At 60.7% G+C, this 16,498-nt stretch carries 20 protein-coding genes; 2 read left to right on the top strand and 18 right to left on the bottom strand.

The genetic code is table 11. The features are described 5' to 3' along the window. Positions 1–2 precede the first annotated feature (2 nt). From NA647_RS02595 to ccmA, 13 genes are all read right to left on the bottom strand, one after another. Positions 3–1,202 (bottom strand): sensor histidine kinase, encoded by a 1,200-nt coding sequence (locus NA647_RS02595; protein ID WP_423836453.1) that lies wholly within the window; start codon positions 1,200–1,202, stop codon positions 3–5. 116 nt (positions 1,203–1,318) lie between these two features. Then, complete coding sequence (locus tag NA647_RS02590) at positions 1,319–2,788, bottom strand: sigma-54 dependent transcriptional regulator (protein ID WP_256056258.1); 1,470 nt, start codon at positions 2,786–2,788, stop codon at positions 1,319–1,321. A gap of 363 nt (positions 2,789–3,151) precedes the next feature. Further along, the gene (locus NA647_RS02585; protein WP_256056257.1) at positions 3,152–3,448 is read right to left on the bottom strand and encodes a flagellar protein FliT; all 297 of its coding nucleotides are present in this window, start codon (positions 3,446–3,448) and stop codon (positions 3,152–3,154) included. Between the two features lie 121 nt (positions 3,449–3,569). Continuing rightward, complete coding sequence (locus NA647_RS02580; RefSeq protein ID WP_256056256.1) at positions 3,570–3,953, bottom strand: hypothetical protein; 384 nt, start codon at positions 3,951–3,953, stop codon at positions 3,570–3,572. Between the two features lie 73 nt (positions 3,954–4,026). After that, on the bottom strand, positions 4,027–5,244 hold the full coding sequence (ccmI, locus tag NA647_RS02575; protein WP_256056255.1) for a c-type cytochrome biogenesis protein CcmI: 1,218 nt from the start codon (positions 5,242–5,244) through the stop codon (positions 4,027–4,029). Further along, complete coding sequence (locus NA647_RS02570) at positions 5,241–5,714, bottom strand: cytochrome c-type biogenesis protein (protein WP_256047110.1); 474 nt, start codon at positions 5,712–5,714, stop codon at positions 5,241–5,243. The genes ccmI and NA647_RS02570 overlap by 4 nt, the downstream gene beginning before the upstream one ends. Further along, positions 5,711–6,244 (bottom strand): DsbE family thiol:disulfide interchange protein, encoded by a 534-nt coding sequence (locus tag NA647_RS02565; protein WP_256056254.1) that lies wholly within the window; start codon positions 6,242–6,244, stop codon positions 5,711–5,713. The genes NA647_RS02570 and NA647_RS02565 overlap by 4 nt, the downstream gene beginning before the upstream one ends. Before the next feature lies 1 nt (position 6,245). After that, complete coding sequence (locus NA647_RS02560) at positions 6,246–8,219, bottom strand: heme lyase CcmF/NrfE family subunit (RefSeq protein ID WP_256056252.1); 1,974 nt, start codon at positions 8,217–8,219, stop codon at positions 6,246–6,248. Beyond that, a complete protein-coding gene (gene ccmE / locus NA647_RS02555) occupies positions 8,216–8,683 on the bottom strand; it encodes a cytochrome c maturation protein CcmE (protein WP_131650126.1) in 468 nt (155 codons plus the stop codon). The genes NA647_RS02560 and ccmE overlap by 4 nt, the downstream gene beginning before the upstream one ends. After that, positions 8,680–8,856, bottom strand: a complete 177-nt coding sequence (ccmD, locus tag NA647_RS02550) for a heme exporter protein CcmD (RefSeq protein ID WP_256047114.1) — start codon at positions 8,854–8,856, stop codon at positions 8,680–8,682. Before ccmD ends, ccmE begins: the two co-directional genes overlap by 4 nt. Further along, entirely contained in the window at positions 8,853–9,605 is a 753-nt protein-coding gene (locus NA647_RS02545) for a heme ABC transporter permease (protein WP_256056251.1), read from the bottom strand. The genes ccmD and NA647_RS02545 overlap by 4 nt, the downstream gene beginning before the upstream one ends. A 148-nt stretch (positions 9,606–9,753) precedes the next feature. Then, the gene (gene ccmB / locus NA647_RS02540) at positions 9,754–10,425 is read right to left on the bottom strand and encodes a heme exporter protein CcmB (RefSeq protein WP_256056250.1); all 672 of its coding nucleotides are present in this window, start codon (positions 10,423–10,425) and stop codon (positions 9,754–9,756) included. After that, positions 10,422–11,057, bottom strand: coding sequence for a cytochrome c biogenesis heme-transporting ATPase CcmA (gene ccmA, locus NA647_RS02535; RefSeq protein ID WP_256056249.1), 636 nt, complete (start codon positions 11,055–11,057; stop codon positions 10,422–10,424). Before ccmA ends, ccmB begins: the two co-directional genes overlap by 4 nt. 132 nt (positions 11,058–11,189) lie before the next feature. On the opposite strand from ccmA, the gene NA647_RS02530 reads away from it, so the two are divergent. Both NA647_RS02530 and NA647_RS02525 read left to right on the top strand, forming a co-directional pair. Beyond that, the gene (locus NA647_RS02530; RefSeq protein WP_256056248.1) at positions 11,190–12,710 is read left to right on the top strand and encodes a flagellar hook-length control protein FliK; all 1,521 of its coding nucleotides are present in this window, start codon (positions 11,190–11,192) and stop codon (positions 12,708–12,710) included. Further along, a complete protein-coding gene (locus NA647_RS02525) occupies positions 12,707–13,030 on the top strand; it encodes an EscU/YscU/HrcU family type III secretion system export apparatus switch protein (protein WP_256047120.1) in 324 nt (107 codons plus the stop codon). Before NA647_RS02530 ends, NA647_RS02525 begins: the two co-directional genes overlap by 4 nt. Here NA647_RS02525 and NA647_RS02520 read toward each other — a convergent pair. The 5 genes from NA647_RS02520 to NA647_RS02500 all read right to left on the bottom strand — a co-directional run bounded on the left by NA647_RS02520 (position 13,011) and on the right by NA647_RS02500 (position 16,446). Then, entirely contained in the window at positions 13,011–13,451 is a 441-nt protein-coding gene (locus NA647_RS02520) for a rhodanese-like domain-containing protein (RefSeq protein WP_256056247.1), read from the bottom strand. The genes NA647_RS02525 and NA647_RS02520 overlap by 20 nt on opposite strands. A gap of 315 nt (positions 13,452–13,766) precedes the next feature. Beyond that, complete coding sequence (locus tag NA647_RS02515) at positions 13,767–14,180, bottom strand: DUF2802 domain-containing protein (protein ID WP_256056246.1); 414 nt, start codon at positions 14,178–14,180, stop codon at positions 13,767–13,769. A 3-nt stretch (positions 14,181–14,183) separates the two neighbouring features. Next, complete coding sequence (locus tag NA647_RS02510; protein ID WP_181100870.1) at positions 14,184–14,663, bottom strand: chemotaxis protein CheW; 480 nt, start codon at positions 14,661–14,663, stop codon at positions 14,184–14,186. A gap of 85 nt (positions 14,664–14,748) precedes the next feature. After that, positions 14,749–15,573, bottom strand: coding sequence for a CheW domain-containing protein (locus NA647_RS02505; RefSeq protein ID WP_256056245.1), 825 nt, complete (start codon positions 15,571–15,573; stop codon positions 14,749–14,751). Positions 15,574–15,657: 84 nt separating this feature from the next. Continuing rightward, positions 15,658–16,446, bottom strand: coding sequence for a ParA family protein (locus NA647_RS02500; RefSeq protein ID WP_131650115.1), 789 nt, complete (start codon positions 16,444–16,446; stop codon positions 15,658–15,660). Between the last annotated feature and the right edge of the window lie 52 nt (positions 16,447–16,498).

Below are 16,498 nucleotides of genomic sequence, written 5' to 3'. Positions count from 1 at the left end.
CCTCACTCCGAAATTGCCGGTGATAGCACTGCAAGCAGCGGCAGTTGCAAGGTGGCGCAGGTACCTCGACCCGGCCGCGAGCGCAGCTCGAGCGAACCGGAATGCGCCCGCGCTACTGATTTGACCACCGCCAGTCCCAACCCGGTCCCGGTCGCCTTCGTGGTGAAGAAGGGCTCGCCGAGGAGTGCCAGAGTCGTGGCGTCGAGGCCCGAACCGTTGTCGCTGATACTGATGCGCAGCGCTGAAGCCCGAGCGTAGAGATGCACCTTTAGCCGGCGGTCGTTGCCGGTAGCCTGAAGCGCATTCTCGATCAGATTGAGCAATGCACCGACCAGCGTGTCGCGGTTGCACAGCAGCGCACCTAAGTGCGCATCGCATTGCCAACGTATGGCGATATCGCCCACTCGCGCCTCGGCCGCCGCACGCAGCGATGCGAGCAACTCGGCTGGGGTCAGGCGGTCCTCCAGCGGCAGATCGCCCCGAGCGAAAACCAGCATGTCGCGAACTTGATGCTCCAGCTCGTGCAGCCGGTCCTTCAGACGTCCGGCAAAGCGCTGCTGATGCTCGACAGTCAGCCCACCCTGCTCCAGATGGCTTGCATAAAGCAGCGCCGTGGAAAGCGGTGTGCGAATCTGATGAGCAAGCGATGCCACCATCCGCCCCAGCGCAGACAAACGCTCATGGCGCGCCAATTGCTCCTGCAACCGCCGCGTCTCGGTCAGATCGGTCAGCAATACCAGCTGGCCTGGCTCGCCGTTCAACGAGCGCGTGGCGATGGACACGCGACGCCCATCCTTCAATGAAATTTCATGACCATCGTCCCTGCGTGGGGCGAAGCTGCGGGCGATCACTTCGCGCCAGAGCGCACCTTCCAGCGGCTCGCCGAGAAGCTCCTGGGCAACTGGATTGGCTTCTCGAACCACGCCCTGCGCATCGATCACGATGACGCCGCCGGGCAATAGATCCAGCAGACTCTGCAGCCGGTTGGCCAAACGCTCCTTCTCGTCGAATTCACGTCGGCGCTGCGCGCTGGTTTCAGCCAGCTGATCCTTCAACTCGGCTACGCGCATCTGCAGCAGCTGCTGGGATTCGCCCAACCGGCCGGACATGCGGGTAAACAACTCGAGCGATTGCTCAAGCTCTTCGCTCGCGGTCGTTTCGGCCGGTCGTCGGGGAGCCGATGAAGAGAATGCTGAGGTCACTGGCACGCGTATCCGTCAAAAAGATGGTCGGTGAAATGACTAGCAGCAAGGATCATGCCCAGAAGGCGGAGAAAGGCAGGCGTTACGCCGCCAGAACGGCGGCGGTGTAAACAGGTTTACTCGTCGAGATCGTCTTCGCGTCGATTCATACCGTACTTGCGCATCTTCTCGACCAGCGTCGTCCGTCTGATACGCAAGCGCTCAGCGGCACGTGCCACGACGCCGCCAGCGTCCTCAAGGGCCTGCTGGATGAGGCCCTGCTCGAGATTGCCCAGGTACTCCTTTAGATCGAGACCCTCGATGGGCAACATGGCCTGCGTCCCGGCTGCGACAAGGGGGGTGTTGATAGTCGCGCGTGCCTCTATTTCGTCTTGCAAGTCGACCACGTATTGCTCGTCGTCATCATCCACATGGCGGAACTTCTTCGGCAACTCCATAACGCCGATCACGCCGTACGGATGCATGATTGCCATACGCTCGACCAGGTTCGCCAGCTCTCGCACGTTGCCAGGCCAGTCATGACGACAAAGCGACATGATGGCCGCCGAATTGAAACGGATGGAGCCGCGCTTCTCGTGCTCCATACGCGAGATGAGCTCGTTCATCAGCAACGGAATGTCCTCGATACGCTCGCGCAGAGGTGCCATTTCGATGGGGAACACATTGAGACGGTAATACAGATCCTCACGGAAACTGCCGTCCACGATCATCTTCTCCAGATCCTTGTGGGTCGCTGCGATGATGCGTACGTCGGCATTCTGGGTGCGATTGCTGCCCACACGCTCGAAGGTGCGCTCCTGCAGAACCCGCAACAGCTTGACCTGCATTGGCAACGGCATGTCACCAATCTCGTCGAGGAACAGAGTTCCGCCTTCAGCGAGTTCAAAACGACCGGCACGGGAGGTGATCGCCCCCGTAAACGCGCCTTTTTCATGGCCGAACAGCTCGCTTTCCAGCAGTTCAGCTGGAATCGCTCCACAGTTGACGGGCACGAAAGGCCCGCCGCGGCGCTTGGAATGGTAATGCAGGTTGCGTGCAACGACCTCTTTGCCAGTTCCCGACTCACCGAGGATCAATACGCTCGCTTCGGTATCGGCGACCTGCTGCATCATCTGCCGGACATGCTGCACCGCGCGGCTGGTGCCTACCAGGCTGCGAAACAGGTTGGGCTCGCGCTGTCGTCCGCGCGCCTTCGCCTGGTCATACATTTCCCGATAGACCTGAGCCCTATGAAGCGAATCGAGCAATTTGTTGTAGCTCGGCGGCATTTCAAGGCTGGTCAGCACCCGACGACGGATCTCATCAGGCCAATCCGCCGGGGCGGGCTCGCCAATCAGTATGAGCGGAAGGTTCTCGTCCCACTTGCTGATCTGTTTGAGCAGTTCGACCGCGCCGCCCTTGGCCGACACCGCACCCAGCAGGACGCCCAGCACGGCGCGGCTCGATTCCAGCGCATCGACGGCGGCTTTCCATTCGCTGCTAGCGCAAGCGATATGGTCTTCACTCAAAAAGCTGAGAATGACCGCCAAATCCCGGCGACGATCCTTGTCGTCGTCTATCAACAAAATCTTGGTTTCACGCCACATCTTGTTTATAGCTCTAGAGGCTGATAGGAGGCCTGCGCTCGTCTCCGGCAGAAACGACTACGTCTCGGCAGATGGGAGGTAGTTAATTAAAAAAAACGCCCGGAGTCAAATTTATGACGTAGCTCAACGACAAAGAGCAGGAAAAACGTCGTATTTTTCGTGGGGAACGGAAGGAATGGAGCGCGCACAGGATCGGCTAATACCTATCGATCCTGTGCGCCAGATCTGGCACAACGGAAGGGATTTGCTGCCTCAGCGGCAATGCGAGACTTGGTCGGCAGGAGCATTCGGCGGTACGCGGACCTGGGCCTGCGAATACAGCAAGGCATCACCCTAACGGCTTGTAGATCCAAGCGCGCGAAATCAGCCAAACAGCTTGTAGACGTTTGCACCGTGTTTGGATTGATTGAGCTGAATGAGCTCATCAGCGACGCGACGCTGCTCGGACTGACAAGTCGTGACCAGTTCACGATAGAGGCTCACCAGCTCTTCCAGACGCTGACGAATCGCAGCCTCATTCTCGCGGGCTTCAATCATCGCAGCTTCAACGACCTGCCGGCATTGCAGATCCAGGACGCTGATGGCGGTCCAGTCCTGCTGCACCATCGCATCGCGCAAGGCGTTGCCGGTTTCCTCAAGACGTTTGACTGCTGCACTCATGGATCCGCTCCGGATGAACTGGTTACAAGGGCGAGCCTGCAAGGCCGCTCGGGAGTCTACTGCGACTCAAGCCTGTATCGGCAGTTTTCGATCGACCTTTAGCACGACCGGTTAAAAACGATCAATGCAGGCTGCGTAATCCTGTAGGGACGCTGGGGGGCGCGACCGGCTCCCAAGGGCCATCGGGACGACCGGCGCAATACCAGTCACCATCCCAACGGTAGTAAAGCCGCTCGCGATAGAACATGTTCCGCCCCTCCACGACATAGACACCCAGGCGATTGTCCCAATGCGCAGGGGCATGAGGCGGCGGTGCGTAACGAGGATGGCTTTTTTGCGTGGCGGGTGGACGCGGTGCAGGTGGCGTACGTACGGGGGGTGGGTTTATGACCGGCCCGCGAGGCTCGGACGCCGGCGGAGTCGGTGCCGGTGCTGGTTCCGAAGCCTGATACGGATTACCAGCACAAGCGCCTAGCAGCAGCGCCAGCATCGTTACAGCGCCCATTCGAGGCAGGATAGAAAAACCTGCCGAAACCGAACCCCTCACCATTAGCCCTGCCCTCTCGAGCGCCTCTACGTCAAGGCGCTTCCGGTTGATCGATAGTCAGTTCAATCGCGTCTTCGTTGTGCAACGTCAACGGTTCACTGCTGCCTTGCCATTCGCCCCGAGTCGCGTCTCCATCCCGGGAGATGCGAGCGAACAACCTGACCTGCTCGAAGTTGGACAAGCGAAGCTGCGGAGTCATTGCATCGGCGTCGGACAAACTGACGGTAGCCGGTAGATCGGCCACCGTCAGGCGCTTCACCGCCAGCGGCATCGGCGGGCCGGAAACCGCACGAGCAAAGACGAATACCGTATCAGTGGGCTGGACTTCGCCTGCAAGTGCCGCGCCCAGCTGCACATCGACCCTCAGGGCTACGCCGGTAGCTGCAACCGGCTCGCCAGTGGGTTTCGCCACACTGCCGGAGGCCGTCTCGCCCAGTTGCTCTTGCGCTCGGGCGATGCCACCCTGGATGGCCTCGCGCGAGGGGTCCTCGGCAGGCAAGGTTGCCACCAGTCGTTCCCAGAAGCCTATTGCTTCATCGAACCGCTCGTTTTCATAAGCGGCGATGCCGAGCAGGCCAAGGCTGGTGACCTCATGAGGGTCTGCCTGCAAGGCCTCATCGGTGAGCTGCTGCATGCGCGGCGTCCACTGACGATTTTCTGCGAAATAGAGCGCCTGCGCCCACTGTCCCAGCAGTTCAGGCTGGCGTCCGGCCAGATTGACGACCTGCTCATAAGCCGCCGCCGCATCGGCCGGACGCTCCTGGCTCATGTAGGTTCTGGCTAGGAAATACCACGCCTCGGAGGACTCGGGCTGTGCCTTGACCGCGCGTTCCAGCCTCGCGGTCATCTCTTCGATACTTCCAGGCTGCACCGCGAACTCCCGCGTCAGTTGCAGCTTGTCGCTCGCACCCCATTGCATATACAGGCCATAGCCAAATAAGGGCACCAGGATGGCCACAATCAGCGGAACGGCCCTGCCCAGGTTGCTGCTGCGATGTGCATCACTACCCTCGGTGTCGTCGAGTAGTTCCCGCGCCGCATCGGCGCGGCCCATCTCATACTGCTCCAACGTAAGGGTTCCGGCCGTTTGCTGTGCGGTCAGCTCACCGAGCCGCTCCTGGTAGAGCGCGACGTTTAGCGCCGTTCGGTCCTCTTCTGCCTGTAAGCGACGCCCCCGTAATACCGGGAGCAGCAGGAACGCCAGGGCGGCCAGCAATAGCAGGCCCGCACCTATCCAGAAATCGATCATGGTTCTTTTTTATCCAGCAACGTGGCGAGGCGCGTGCGTTCGGCCTCGGAAAGTGTATTCGACGCCTGGCTGGCTGCGCCTCGGCGGCGGCGTATCAGAATGATTGCCAGCACGACGAACCCCAGCGCCAGTAAAGCGATCGGGCCGTACCAGAGCACGAGTGTCTTGGCATTGACAGGCGGCTTGTAGCGCACGAAGTCGCCATAACGAGCGACGAGGTAGTCGACGATCTGTTCGTTGCTCTGCCCTTCATCCAGCATGCGGTAGATCTCCCGGCGCAGATCCATAGCTATGGGCGCGTTGGAGTCGGCGATGTTCTGGTTCTGGCACTTGGGGCAGCGCAGCTCCTCGATCAGCGTACGGTATCGCTCCCGGTCGGCCTCGCTCTTGAATTCATAGGTATCGATTGCGCCATGGGCAGCGAGGCTGAGCAGAAGGCCCAGCAAAGCGGTAGCGAGGAAGCGGATCATTGCTCGTTCACCAGTGCCTGATAGAGCGGCCCGAGCCTTTCGGTCCAGATGCGTTCGTCAATGGCGCCTACGAGCTTGTCGCGAATGATGCCCCGCTTGTCGACGACAAAGGTTTCCGGAGCGCCATAGACGCCCAGATCGAAGCCCAGGCTCCCCTCTGGGTCCTCGACGTTGAAGCCGTACGGATTACCGAACATCTGCAGCCAGTCGCGAGCCGCATCACCGTTGTCCTTGTAGTTGATTCCGTACACCAGGACACCCTGCGCCGCCAGCTTGTTGAGCATCTCGTGTTCAGCCTTGCAGGTCGGACACCAGGTTGCCCAGACGTTGACCAGCGCCGGTTTGCCCTTGATATCTTCAGCGCTGACCAGCCGCTGCGGCTCTTCGAGCGATGGCAGGGAAAACGACGGCAGCGGCTTTCCGATCATGGTCGAGCCAATATCTTTGGGATCGAGGTAAAGCCCCTTGTAGAGGAATCCCGCTACCACCAGAAAGATCGCCAGCGGCAGCAACATCAGTAATCTTCTCATCTCAGGCTCCTTGCTGGGCCAAACCGAGCGTCTCGCGGACACGCGTTCTGACTTTCACTCGGTAACGCTTGTCAGTGACCGAGAGCACACCACCCAGGGACATCATCAAAGCGCCCAGCCAGATCCAGCGAACGAACGGCTTGATGTGCACCCGCACCGCCCAGGCGCCGTTTTCCAGAGGCTCGCCAAGAGCCACATAGAGATCACGAGTGAAACCTGCATCGATGCCCGCCTCGGTCATCGGCATCTGCTGCACGGTGTAGAGCCGCTTCTCGGGATGCAGGGTCGCGACCTGCTTGTCGCCATCGAAGACGCGAATGGTGCCCTTGTCGGACGTGTAGTTGGGGCCTTCGAAATGCTCGGCACCTTCGAAGACAAAGCTGTAACCGCCCAGCTCCAGCGATTCGCCGGGTGCGAGACGCAGGTCGCGCTCGTCGCTCTGCTGGCTCGTGAGCACCACCCCTATTGCGCAGACCGCCAGCCCGAGGTGCGCTAGCTGCATGCCCCAGTAGCTGGGCGCCAGGCTCCGCACGCCCTTCAGCAGACCCTTATGGCGGGTCTTGTCGAGAATGTCGCGTACCCCGGCGGTAACCACCCAAGCGGCCAGCAGACAGACCGCCAGCACCGCCCAATGGAAGTCCCCGAACAGCATCGAGCCCAAGCCGCCAAGCACGGCGCTGGTGATCAGTACCGGTGTCAGCATGCTCATCAGCCACTTCACCGGGGTGTCCTTCCAGCGCACCAGCACGCCCACGCCAAGCGCGAGCATCAGTGCGCCGACCAGCGGCAGGAACATCGCGTTGAAATAGGGCGGCCCGACCGAGAGTTTGGTGTCCGACAGCGCATCGAGCAGCAGCGGATACAGCGTTCCCAGCAGAATCATGGCCGTGGCGACCACCAGCAGCAGGTTATTGACCAGCAGTAGCGTCTCACGCGACCACAGGCCGAAGCCGACCTGGCTCTTCACCACTGGTGCACGCAGGGCGAAGAGAGTCAGCGAGCCGCCTACGACCAACAGCAGAAACGCAAGAATGAAAACGCCACGCTCCGGATCGGTGGCGAAGGCATGAACCGAAGTTAGTACGCCAGAGCGGACTAGGAACGTGCCCAGCAGGCTGAGCGAGAAAGCGGCAATCGCGAGCAGCACCGTCCAGCTTTTGAAGACGCCACGCTTTTCCGTCACGGCCAGCGAATGGATCAATGCGGTCCCTACCAGCCAGGGCATGAAGGATGCGTTTTCCACCGGATCCCAGAACCACCAGCCGCCCCAGCCCAATTCGTAATAGGCCCACCAAGAACCCAGCGCGATGCCGGCGCCCAGAAAGGCCCAGGCGATCAGGGTCCAGGGACGCGACCAGCGCGCCCAGGCGGCATCCAGCCGGCCACCGAGCAGCGCGGCAATGGCGAACGCAAAGGCCACCGAGAAACCGACGTAGCCCATGTAGAGCATCGGCGGGTGGACGATGAGGCCGAAGTCCTGAAGCAGCGGATTGAGATCACGGCCATCCATCGGAGCTTGCGGCAGCAGGCGCTCGAATGGATTGGAAGTAACGATCAGGAACAGCAGGAAACCGATGCTGATCAGCCCCATGATGCCGAGTACCCGGGCCAGCATGTCCTCCGGTAGTTGCCGTGAAAAGATCGCTACCGCGAAGGTCCAGCCTGCCAGGATGAAAGCCCACAGCAGTAGCGAGCCCTCATGAGCGCCCCAAACGGCGCTGAATTTGTAATACCAGGGTAAGGCGCTATTGGAGTTCTGCGCGACATAGGCGACGGAGAAATCATCCACCATGAACGCGTAGGTGAGGCAGGCAAAGGAAAATGCCAGAAAACTGAACTGCCCCCAGGCCGCCGGTTGTGCCAGCCCCATCCACTGACGATCGCCCCGCCAGGCGCCGATAAGCGGAAGCGTGCCCTGCACGACAGCCAGGCACAGCGCCAGAATCATTGCCAGATGGCCGAGCTCAGGGATCATTTCGCATACTCCTGCTTGTCGCCTTCGTAATGCTTCATCATCCCGCTCTTCTCCAGCGCCTGGCTGACTTCCGGCGGCATGTAGTTTTCGTCGTGCTTGGCCAGTACCTCGTCAGCAATCAGAACGCCATCGGCATTGACCCGCCCAAGGGCGACGATGCCTTGCCCTTCACGGAACAGATCGGGAAGGATGCCTTGATACTGGATGGTGACCGTTTCGTTGTTATCGGTAACACGGAAGGAGACGGTGAGCGAATCGCTGCTGCGTGTCACCGAGCCGGCCTCGACCAGACCGCCAGCACGAATCCGCGTGCCTTCCGGGGCTTCGCCCGCGGCGATCTGCGTTGGCGTATAGAAGAGGTTGATGTTCTCTTGCAGAGCGGTCAGCGCCAGCGCCACCGCGATGCCCACACCGGCCAGAATGGCCAGCACGATGAACAGACGCTTTTTGCGCACAGGATTCACTTCATCTCCTCCCGGCGCAAACGGCGCGCCTCGTCTTGCAGATAACGTCGGCGCGCCATCATTGGCAGCGCCACGTTCAGGATCAGGACAGTCAGGCTGATGCCGTACGACGTCCATACATACAGGCCATGATTCCCCATGGCGATGAATTCGGAAAACGACGAGAAGTTCATGGCTTGCCCACCAGCGCGCTCACCTCGGCCTTGACCCAGCTGCTTCGCGACTCACGGCGCAGCACCTCCAGGCGCATGCGCATCAACAGCACCAGCGTGAAGAAGCAGTAGAAACCCAAGACCATGACCAGCAGCGGCAGCCACATTTCCATTGGCATGGCTGGCTTCTCCGTCACGGTGAAGGTCGCTGGCTGATGCAGGGTGTTCCACCACTCCACCGAGTATTTGATGATCGGGATATTGACCACCCCGACGATAGCGAGCACCGCACAAGCCTTCGCCGCGCTGTCGCGGTTGGTGATCGCCTGGCCCAGGGCGATGATGCCGAAGTACAGAAACAGCAGAATCAGCATCGAGGTCAGCCGTGCGTCCCATACCCACCAGGCGCCCCAGGTCGGCTTGCCCCATACCGCACCGGTCAGCAGCGCGATGAACGTCATCCAGGCACCGATGGGCGCGGCCTGCTGCAAGGCGACGTCGGTCAGCTTCATCTTCCACACCAGCCCAACGACACCGGCCACCGCCATCATCACGTAGATTGATTGGGCCAGAAATGCAGCTGGCACGTGGATATAGATGATCCGGAAGCTGTTGCCCTGCTGGTAGTCCTGCGGCGCAAACGCCAGGCCCCAGACTACTCCTACGCTGATCAGAATCAGCGACGCCCAGGCCAGCCACGGCATCCAGCGGCTGCTGATTTCATAGAACCATTTGGGCGAACCCAGCTTGTGGAACCATGTCCAGTTCATAGAACCCGCCTCACTTCCACGGCGTCTGCCGATACTGCCTCGAAAGAGGCCAGCACCCATTTGTTCGCAATCAGTAAACTCATCGAAGCCGGTCGTCTCGCATCGGCAATTCGCGCATCAATACTGGAAAAATACATCGTGCAACCCGTCATTCACCGACGCTGATTTTCAGGCCAGCGGCTATTGCAAAGGGAGTCAGCGTGACTGCCAGTGCAGTCAGGCTGGAAAGCCATAGTAGGTGACCGAGCGCAGGCAGTCCCTGCAACGCCGCTTGCAGAGCCCCACTGCCCAGAATCAGCACGGGGATATAGAGCGGAAGAATGAGTAGCGCCAACAACAAGCCTCCACGCTTAAGGCCGACAGTCAACGCCGCCCCGACTGCGCCCAACAGGCTGAGCACCGGCGTGCCTAACAGAAGCGAGACCAGCAGCACCGGAAGCGCGCTGACCGGCATGCCCAGCATGAGTCCCAGTAAAGGTGCTAGCAGAACCAGAGCCAGACCGGAAAACAGCCAGTGTGCCAGCACCTTGGCGAGCACAAGAAGAGCCAGAGGGTGCGGCGAAACGACCCACTGCTCGAGCGAACCGTCTTCGAAATCGCTGCGAAACAGGCCGTCCAGCGAGAGAAGCACAGCTAATAGAGCCGCCACCCAGATCAATCCGGGCGAGATCGTTTGCAGCAATTGCGACTCGGGGCCGACGGCCAAGGGAAACAAAGCGATGACGATCGCGAAGAACACCAGGGGATTGGCCAGCTCAGCCGGCCGACGAAACAGCAGTCGAGATTCGCGAGCCAATAGCAGGGTGAACACACTACTCATGCGGCCCGCTGCCCTAGATCGATTTCCCGGAAACTCGCAGGTTTTACGACGAGCGAATGATGGGTGGTCAGCACGACCATGCCACCCTGCTCACAATGGGTCGCCAGATGCTTCTCGAGCTGCGCCACGCCATGCTTGTCGAGCGCGGTGAAGGGTTCATCGAGTATCCATAAGGGCGGCGGCGACAAGTACAGCCGCGCCAGACCGACACGGCGCTGCTGACCAGCGGAAAGCGTATGGCAGGGCACGTCTTCGAAGCCGCGCAGCCCGACCGCATCAAGGGCTTGCCAGATCGCATCGCGGGTCGCAGGTTGGTGCAGCGCGCATAACCAGGTCAGGTTTTCCTCCGCGCTGAGAAGTCCTTTGATACCCGCCGCGTGGCCAATCCATAACAGGTTGCGGGCCAGTTCGCCGCGCTGGCTTTCGAGGTCGTGACCGTTGAGTAGCACCTTCCCCGCAGTTGGCTGCATCAGCCCGGACAGCAGCCGCAGCAGACTGGTCTTGCCACTGCCGTTGGGGCCGGCGATCTGCAACATTTCCCCTTTGGCGATCCGTAGGTCTAACCTCTCGAACAGCAGACGCCAGTCCCGCTCGCAGGAAAGCGCCACAGTTTCTAGAAAGGGACTGGACACGCTAGGGCTACCCTCAAGATGGAAGAAGCCCGGCCGCTACAGCGAGAGCAGGTCGGGCGGCCGGATTATACATGCCGAGCCCCGGCACCGAAGGCCACAAAGGCGAAAGGTTGTAAGAGCATTTAAGTAAAAATGACCGAGATCAAAAGTACCCCGGCGATCCCCGCCTCCGGCCCGTCTCGCCCGACGGCCTCGCCGGCCGAGATGGCGTTGAAACTGCTGCAACCGATGCAGGGACTGCTCGTTGCGGGGGAAAGTGCCGAGGCCGAGGTCGTCCGCATTAAGGAAGCGCTGCAAAGCTTTCAGCTAACGCTGCGCCTGACGTTGGAGAACGGCCGGCAAGCAACCGTCGAAACCAGCAGTGCCAGAGCGGCCGCGCCTGGAGCGGCCATGCTCGTTACAGCGTTGTCCGACACCCGTCTGATTGCCGCGCTGCAACCCGGCAACCGTCAGCCGCTGAGCACTATCGACCTCGACCAACTTCCGCTGGGCACCGTCGTGCAGGGAAAGGTGACGGCTAGTCAGCAGATACAGCAGGACGGCAAAACCCTGTTCAAGGTCGTGATCAGCCTGCTCAACTCCCCTCTTGCCGGGCAGAAGCTGAACGTCGAATCGGCCATGCCCCTTGCGCCGGGGAGCTTGATAACAGCCCGAGTCCAGGGCGACCAGTCCTTGTCGTTCATGCCGCTGAGTGGGCGTCTCGATCAGTTGGCGCTGGGCCAGCAGTTGACTGCGCAACATAGCCGCCAAGGTTCCATTGAAGGGCTTTTTGGCGCGCTCACGTCCAGCTCCGCATTGCCCGATCAATTGCGCGGCGCGGCCGAGCGTTTACTCGGTCTGGTTCCGGACATGCAGCAACTTAGCGACGCAAAAACGCTGGCGCAGGCGCTGGCGCGCAGCGGCGTATTTCTCGAATCCAGTTTATTGAGCGGCCAGGCGGACGACCTGCCGACCGACATGAAAGCCGCCTTGCTCCGCCTGATCGCCCAATTGCCGGGGCTACCGGGCGGCGCTCCGCAGGCCATGCAGGCCGGGGGAGCGTTCGGACAGGCGTTGCCGGCTTTCGCTCGCAATGCACTGGGCGCCCTTGGACAACCCAACGCACGCCAGCAAGCGCAAAACTTTCCATTGCCGAGCCGATTGGCGCCAAACGCCGACGAGGAAGCTGACCTGGAGTTGCTGCTGAAACTCGCCGCGGCCGCGGTATCGCGGCTTCAGACCCATCAGCTGTCCAGTCTGGCTCAGACCCAGACCAACCCGGACGGCGTTCAGGTCACCACCTGGCAAGTCGAAATTCCGATGCGGGATCAGCGCGACATCGTCCCGCTACAGGTGAAGTTCCAGCGTGAAGACGAACCCGCGCAAAACCGCAAGGAGAAACCGGAAACCCTCTGGAAAGTCGAACTAGCCTTCGATGTGGCGCCCCTGGGCCTGATACAGGTGCAGGCGCAGTTGCTGCAGGGCAGCCTGTCGAGTCAGATATGGGCCGAACGCAACGGTACGGCCGCGCTGATCTCGGCGGAGCTGGATCACCTGCGGCAGCGTCTCGTCACAGCGGGGCTGTCTGTCAGTGAACTGGCCTGCCGCCAGGGAACGCCACCGCAAGGCCCGCGAACCACTCTCGATCAACGCTTCGTGGATGAAACCGCATGACTGCCCACACACCGCGACAGGCCATCGCGCTCACCTACGATGGTGCCAACACGCCCACGCTCTCGGCCAAGGGCGACGATGAGCTGGCCGAAGCGATACTGGCGATCGCCCGTGAGCATGAAGTACCGATCTATGAAAATGCCGAGCTGGTGAAACTACTGGCGCGTCTGGAATTGGGCGATGCGATACCCGAGGCGCTTTATCGCACCATCGCCGAAATCATCGCGTTCGCCTGGTACCTGAAGGGCAAATGCCCGCCCGGCTTTGCCGAGCAACGGCATTCACCAGACGTTCCGCTGCTCAATGGGCCTGAGCGTTGAGCGTCGTGATGCCGCTGAAGCCGCTCTTCTCCTGTGGGAAGTCCGCCAGCACCCAGGCGAAATAGCCTTCTCGGAAATAGAACACCTGCTCGTAACCCCAGGCGACCGCGAGACGAACCGCCTCGGCGCTGGCCGGGCAGACTTCGCTGTCGCAATAGACCACCAGCGGCACGGTTCTAGGCCAATCGGTATGCGCCAGCCCGAGAAATTCGCGAGCCAGATCCATATGCACCGCGCCCTCGACATGTCCCCAGCCCCATTCACGGGTCGGACGCACGTCGATGAACACCGCCCCCAGCTCATGCAGCTGCCTGGCCTGGAACACGTTGACGGTCATCGCCCCTTCAACCTCTACCGGCGCTTCCGCCGCCCATAGCGACGTCGGTGCGACCAGCAGACACAGCATCAGAATGCGCAGCATCACATCCTCCTCGCCCTTCTAGGCATGGGCCTGCAGCGGACATGGCAGAGCCCTGTCCTGATTTGGAGGAAGCAATGATCATATCGTTCAATGCTGCGGACATTCGTCACGCAACCGCAACGACGGATGGGGGGGGCAGAACCAAGGGCCTCTCCCGTTTCGGCCAACGGCTGAACTACGAGAGAAACTCTTTTGGGAACGTTCAAGTCAGTGGGGCCGAATTTACTCGGCAACAGATTCGAGAAGGCCGAACAAGTTCGGCCCTACGATAATTTTGGCGCAGCAACGCGGCTAGCGACAAAACGCCGATAGCGCCTAGTTCGGCTTGCGTCGCGCCTGGTACAGCTTGCGCATCAGTTCGGCTTCCGACTGGGACAGCCCGCAGGACTGCGTCAGATCATCGTCGCTGGCACCCATGCCAATCAGCTTGGCGGCCTGGGAAAAGGTGAAGTTGTTCGGATCGCGCTGTTCGAGCTGAGTGAGCCTTTCCGGCAACGGCGCAACGACCCGTGACAGTTCGTGCAGATTCTTGCCAATGCGCACGCTGCCATCGAGGTAGGTATCCAGACGTGCGGCAAGTTCCTTGATGCGTTTGTCGCGAGCGGCGTCTTCACGCGCTTGCAACTGGGCTTGCTGCCGCTGGCGACGGAACAGCCAGATGCAGCAGCCCAGCAGTGCCAGGCAGCATAGAGCAAGCACGACGACTGCCGCGACCAGCGACGCCATCATGTGTCAGATGCTCTCAAGATCCGCCCATTCTTCTTCACTCATCATCTTGTCCAGCTCGACCAGAATCAGCAGCTCGTTGTTCTTGTTGCAGACACCCTGAATGAACTTGGCCGACTCGTCGTTGCCGACGTTGGGCGCGGTTTCGATCTCCGACTGGCGCAGATAGACCACCTCAGCCACGCTGTCGACCAGAATCCCGACCACCTGGCGATCCGCCTCGATGATGACGATGCGGGTGTTGTCGGAAACAGGTGCCGTGTCGAGACCGAAGCGCTGACGCGTATCGATCACCGTGACCACGTTGCCCCGCAGGTTGATGATGCCGAGCACATAGCTCGGCGCGCCCGGCACCGGTGCAATCTCGGTATAACGCAACACCTCTTGAACCTGCATGACATTGATGCCATAGGTCTCGTTGTCCAGACGGAAGGTTACCCACTGCAGAACCGGATCATCGGAACCCTGTGCGGAAGTCATCTTCATAGTCCCACCTCTTCATATACCGCTGTGGCGGTCGATTCTATCGGTTACTCAGGGTTGCACGCGCGCCCCTGGTTGTTCAATTTGTCTACGACGGTACGCCCTTAAGATGACGGGTCGCACCGCTAGCGATCAGTTCAGCAAGCGCGGCCACATCCACCAGCGCGCACATATGATCAATCACCGTTCCGGCCAACCATGGCCGTTGAGTGCGCTGCGAGCGCCATTTGACCTCCCTCGGGTCCAGGCGAATCGAGCGGCTGACCTGATGCACCGCCAGCCCCCATTCGTATCCCTGCACCGAAATCACATACTGAAGCCCTTCGCGAAAATCGTCGCGATAGCGGTCGGCCATGACCCAGCGCGCCGTGTCGAGAACCTTCAGATTGCCGGCCTGACTTGGCAAAATGCCGAGAAACCAAGCGGGCTGGCCAAACAACGGCGTCAGATCCTGACCGGCCAGCGGATAGATGGAACCGAGGCTGACCAAAGGCACCGCTAAGGTTAGGCCGGCCACATCGAACAGCAAGCATTCGAAGGGCTCCTCGCCCCACTCCGGCTGCCCGCCCTGTGCCGGCGGGCCACCGGGCAGGTGCGCCTGCAATTTGATATCCGCAATCGGTTCGACCAGTACCGGCGCCTTTTCAGCCGGCGTTTCAGGCGGCAGCTCAAGCAAGGCTTCCGGCTTGGCTGCCACAGGCGCAAGCACGGGAATCGGCTCAGGCTCGGGCACGACCTGCCGCAGCGGAACCACCCGCTGGACGTCGCGTTGCTGCTCTTCGAGCACTGCAGCCTGGAATTCGTCGGGGCTGACCGACTCGGTCAACTCCATGACGGCATCCTGCAGCAGTGCGTCGAGATAGGACTGCAGCGTCTGTTGTGATCGGCTTTCTTTAAGAAGGGTACGGCTCATGAAACCAACTCGTGCGAACCAACTGGATAGGCTATCGGCAACGACCACGGCGAACTTGAACCGTGATCGGGCCGTACGTCGTCTTCAAGCAACCTGCGGAGAAGCCTGCGCGGCTAGCAGAGTTTTGAGCAGCGCGCGGTAGGCAATGACTCCTCGACTGTTGGGGTCATGCTGCGAAGGCGTCACACCGGCGCGACTGGCATCGCGCAGGCGCGTGTCGATCGGGATGTATGCCTGCCAGAGATTAGCCTGATAGTTATTGCGCAGCACCTTCAGGGTATTCATCGATGCCTGGGTACGCCTGTCGAACATGGTCGGCACGATGGTGTAGGGCAACGCCTGCCGGCGCGAGCGATTGATCATCGCGAGCGTGCTGACCATCCGTTCCAGGCCCTTCATGGCCAGGAATTCCGTCTGCACCGGAATGACAAGCTGCTGACTGGCCGCCAGCGCGTTGACCATCAGCACACCAAGCAGCGGCGGGCTGTCGATGATGGCGTAATCGAAATCCTGCCACAGCTGCGAAAGGCTCTTGGCAACGACCAGACCAAGACCATTCTGGCCCGGTGACTGGCGCTCCAGGGTTGCCAGTACCGTGCTCGACGGCAACAGAGAAATCCGCTCGTGACTCGTTGGCAATAGCAACTGCCACGGCAGCCCTTCCGGCACGGCACCCTGGTGCTGGAACAGATCGAAGACGCTGTGCTCGAGATTATCGGGATCATGACCGAAATAGCTCGTCATCGAGCCATGAGGATCGAGATCCAGCGCTACGACCCGCTTGCCGGAATCGGCCAGCAATCCGGCGAGTGCGATGGAGGTGGTGGTTTTACCCACTCCGCCTTTTTGATTGGCTACAGCCCAGACTCTCATAACTCGTTTTCCATCCGGATCGAACCAGACCGGGAAAGGCCGTGTCGGCATA

This window comes from Stutzerimonas stutzeri, assembly GCF_024448985.1.
GTDB lineage: Bacteria > Pseudomonadota > Gammaproteobacteria > Pseudomonadales > Pseudomonadaceae > Stutzerimonas > Stutzerimonas stutzeri_AP.
Note: the sequence above shows the minus strand (reverse complement) of the source record. Positions and strands in the feature narration are given on the sequence as shown.

Coding starts and splice junctions, on each gene's coding strand:
- ccmB (WP_256056250.1), bottom strand. CDS start 10,425: ATGAGTAGTGTGTTCACCCTGCTATTGGCTCGCGAATCTCGACTGCTG.
- NA647_RS02515 (WP_256056246.1), bottom strand. CDS start 14,180: ATGATGGCGTCGCTGGTCGCGGCAGTCGTCGTGCTTGCTCTATGCTGC.
- NA647_RS02545 (WP_256056251.1), bottom strand. CDS start 9,605: ATGAACTGGACATGGTTCCACAAGCTGGGTTCGCCCAAATGGTTCTAT.
- NA647_RS02590 (WP_256056258.1), bottom strand. CDS start 2,788: ATGTGGCGTGAAACCAAGATTTTGTTGATAGACGACGACAAGGATCGT.
- NA647_RS02520 (WP_256056247.1), bottom strand. CDS start 13,451: ATGCTGCGCATTCTGATGCTGTGTCTGCTGGTCGCACCGACGTCGCTA.
- NA647_RS02500 (WP_131650115.1), bottom strand. CDS start 16,446: ATGAGAGTCTGGGCTGTAGCCAATCAAAAAGGCGGAGTGGGTAAAACC.
- NA647_RS02585 (WP_256056257.1), bottom strand. CDS start 3,448: ATGAGTGCAGCAGTCAAACGTCTTGAGGAAACCGGCAACGCCTTGCGC.
- NA647_RS02570 (WP_256047110.1), bottom strand. CDS start 5,714: ATGATCCGCTTCCTCGCTACCGCTTTGCTGGGCCTTCTGCTCAGCCTC.
- NA647_RS02565 (WP_256056254.1), bottom strand. CDS start 6,244: ATGAGAAGATTACTGATGTTGCTGCCGCTGGCGATCTTTCTGGTGGTA.
- NA647_RS02580 (WP_256056256.1), bottom strand. CDS start 3,953: ATGGGCGCTGTAACGATGCTGGCGCTGCTGCTAGGCGCTTGTGCTGGT.
- ccmI (WP_256056255.1), bottom strand. CDS start 5,244: ATGATCGATTTCTGGATAGGTGCGGGCCTGCTATTGCTGGCCGCCCTG.
- NA647_RS02530 (WP_256056248.1), top strand. CDS start 11,190: ATGACCGAGATCAAAAGTACCCCGGCGATCCCCGCCTCCGGCCCGTCT.
- ccmD (WP_256047114.1), bottom strand. CDS start 8,856: ATGAACTTCTCGTCGTTTTCCGAATTCATCGCCATGGGGAATCATGGC.
- NA647_RS02525 (WP_256047120.1), top strand. CDS start 12,707: ATGACTGCCCACACACCGCGACAGGCCATCGCGCTCACCTACGATGGT.
- NA647_RS02560 (WP_256056252.1), bottom strand. CDS start 8,219: ATGATCCCTGAGCTCGGCCATCTGGCAATGATTCTGGCGCTGTGCCTG.
- NA647_RS02505 (WP_256056245.1), bottom strand. CDS start 15,573: ATGAGCCGTACCCTTCTTAAAGAAAGCCGATCACAACAGACGCTGCAG.
- NA647_RS02510 (WP_181100870.1), bottom strand. CDS start 14,663: ATGAAGATGACTTCCGCACAGGGTTCCGATGATCCGGTTCTGCAGTGG.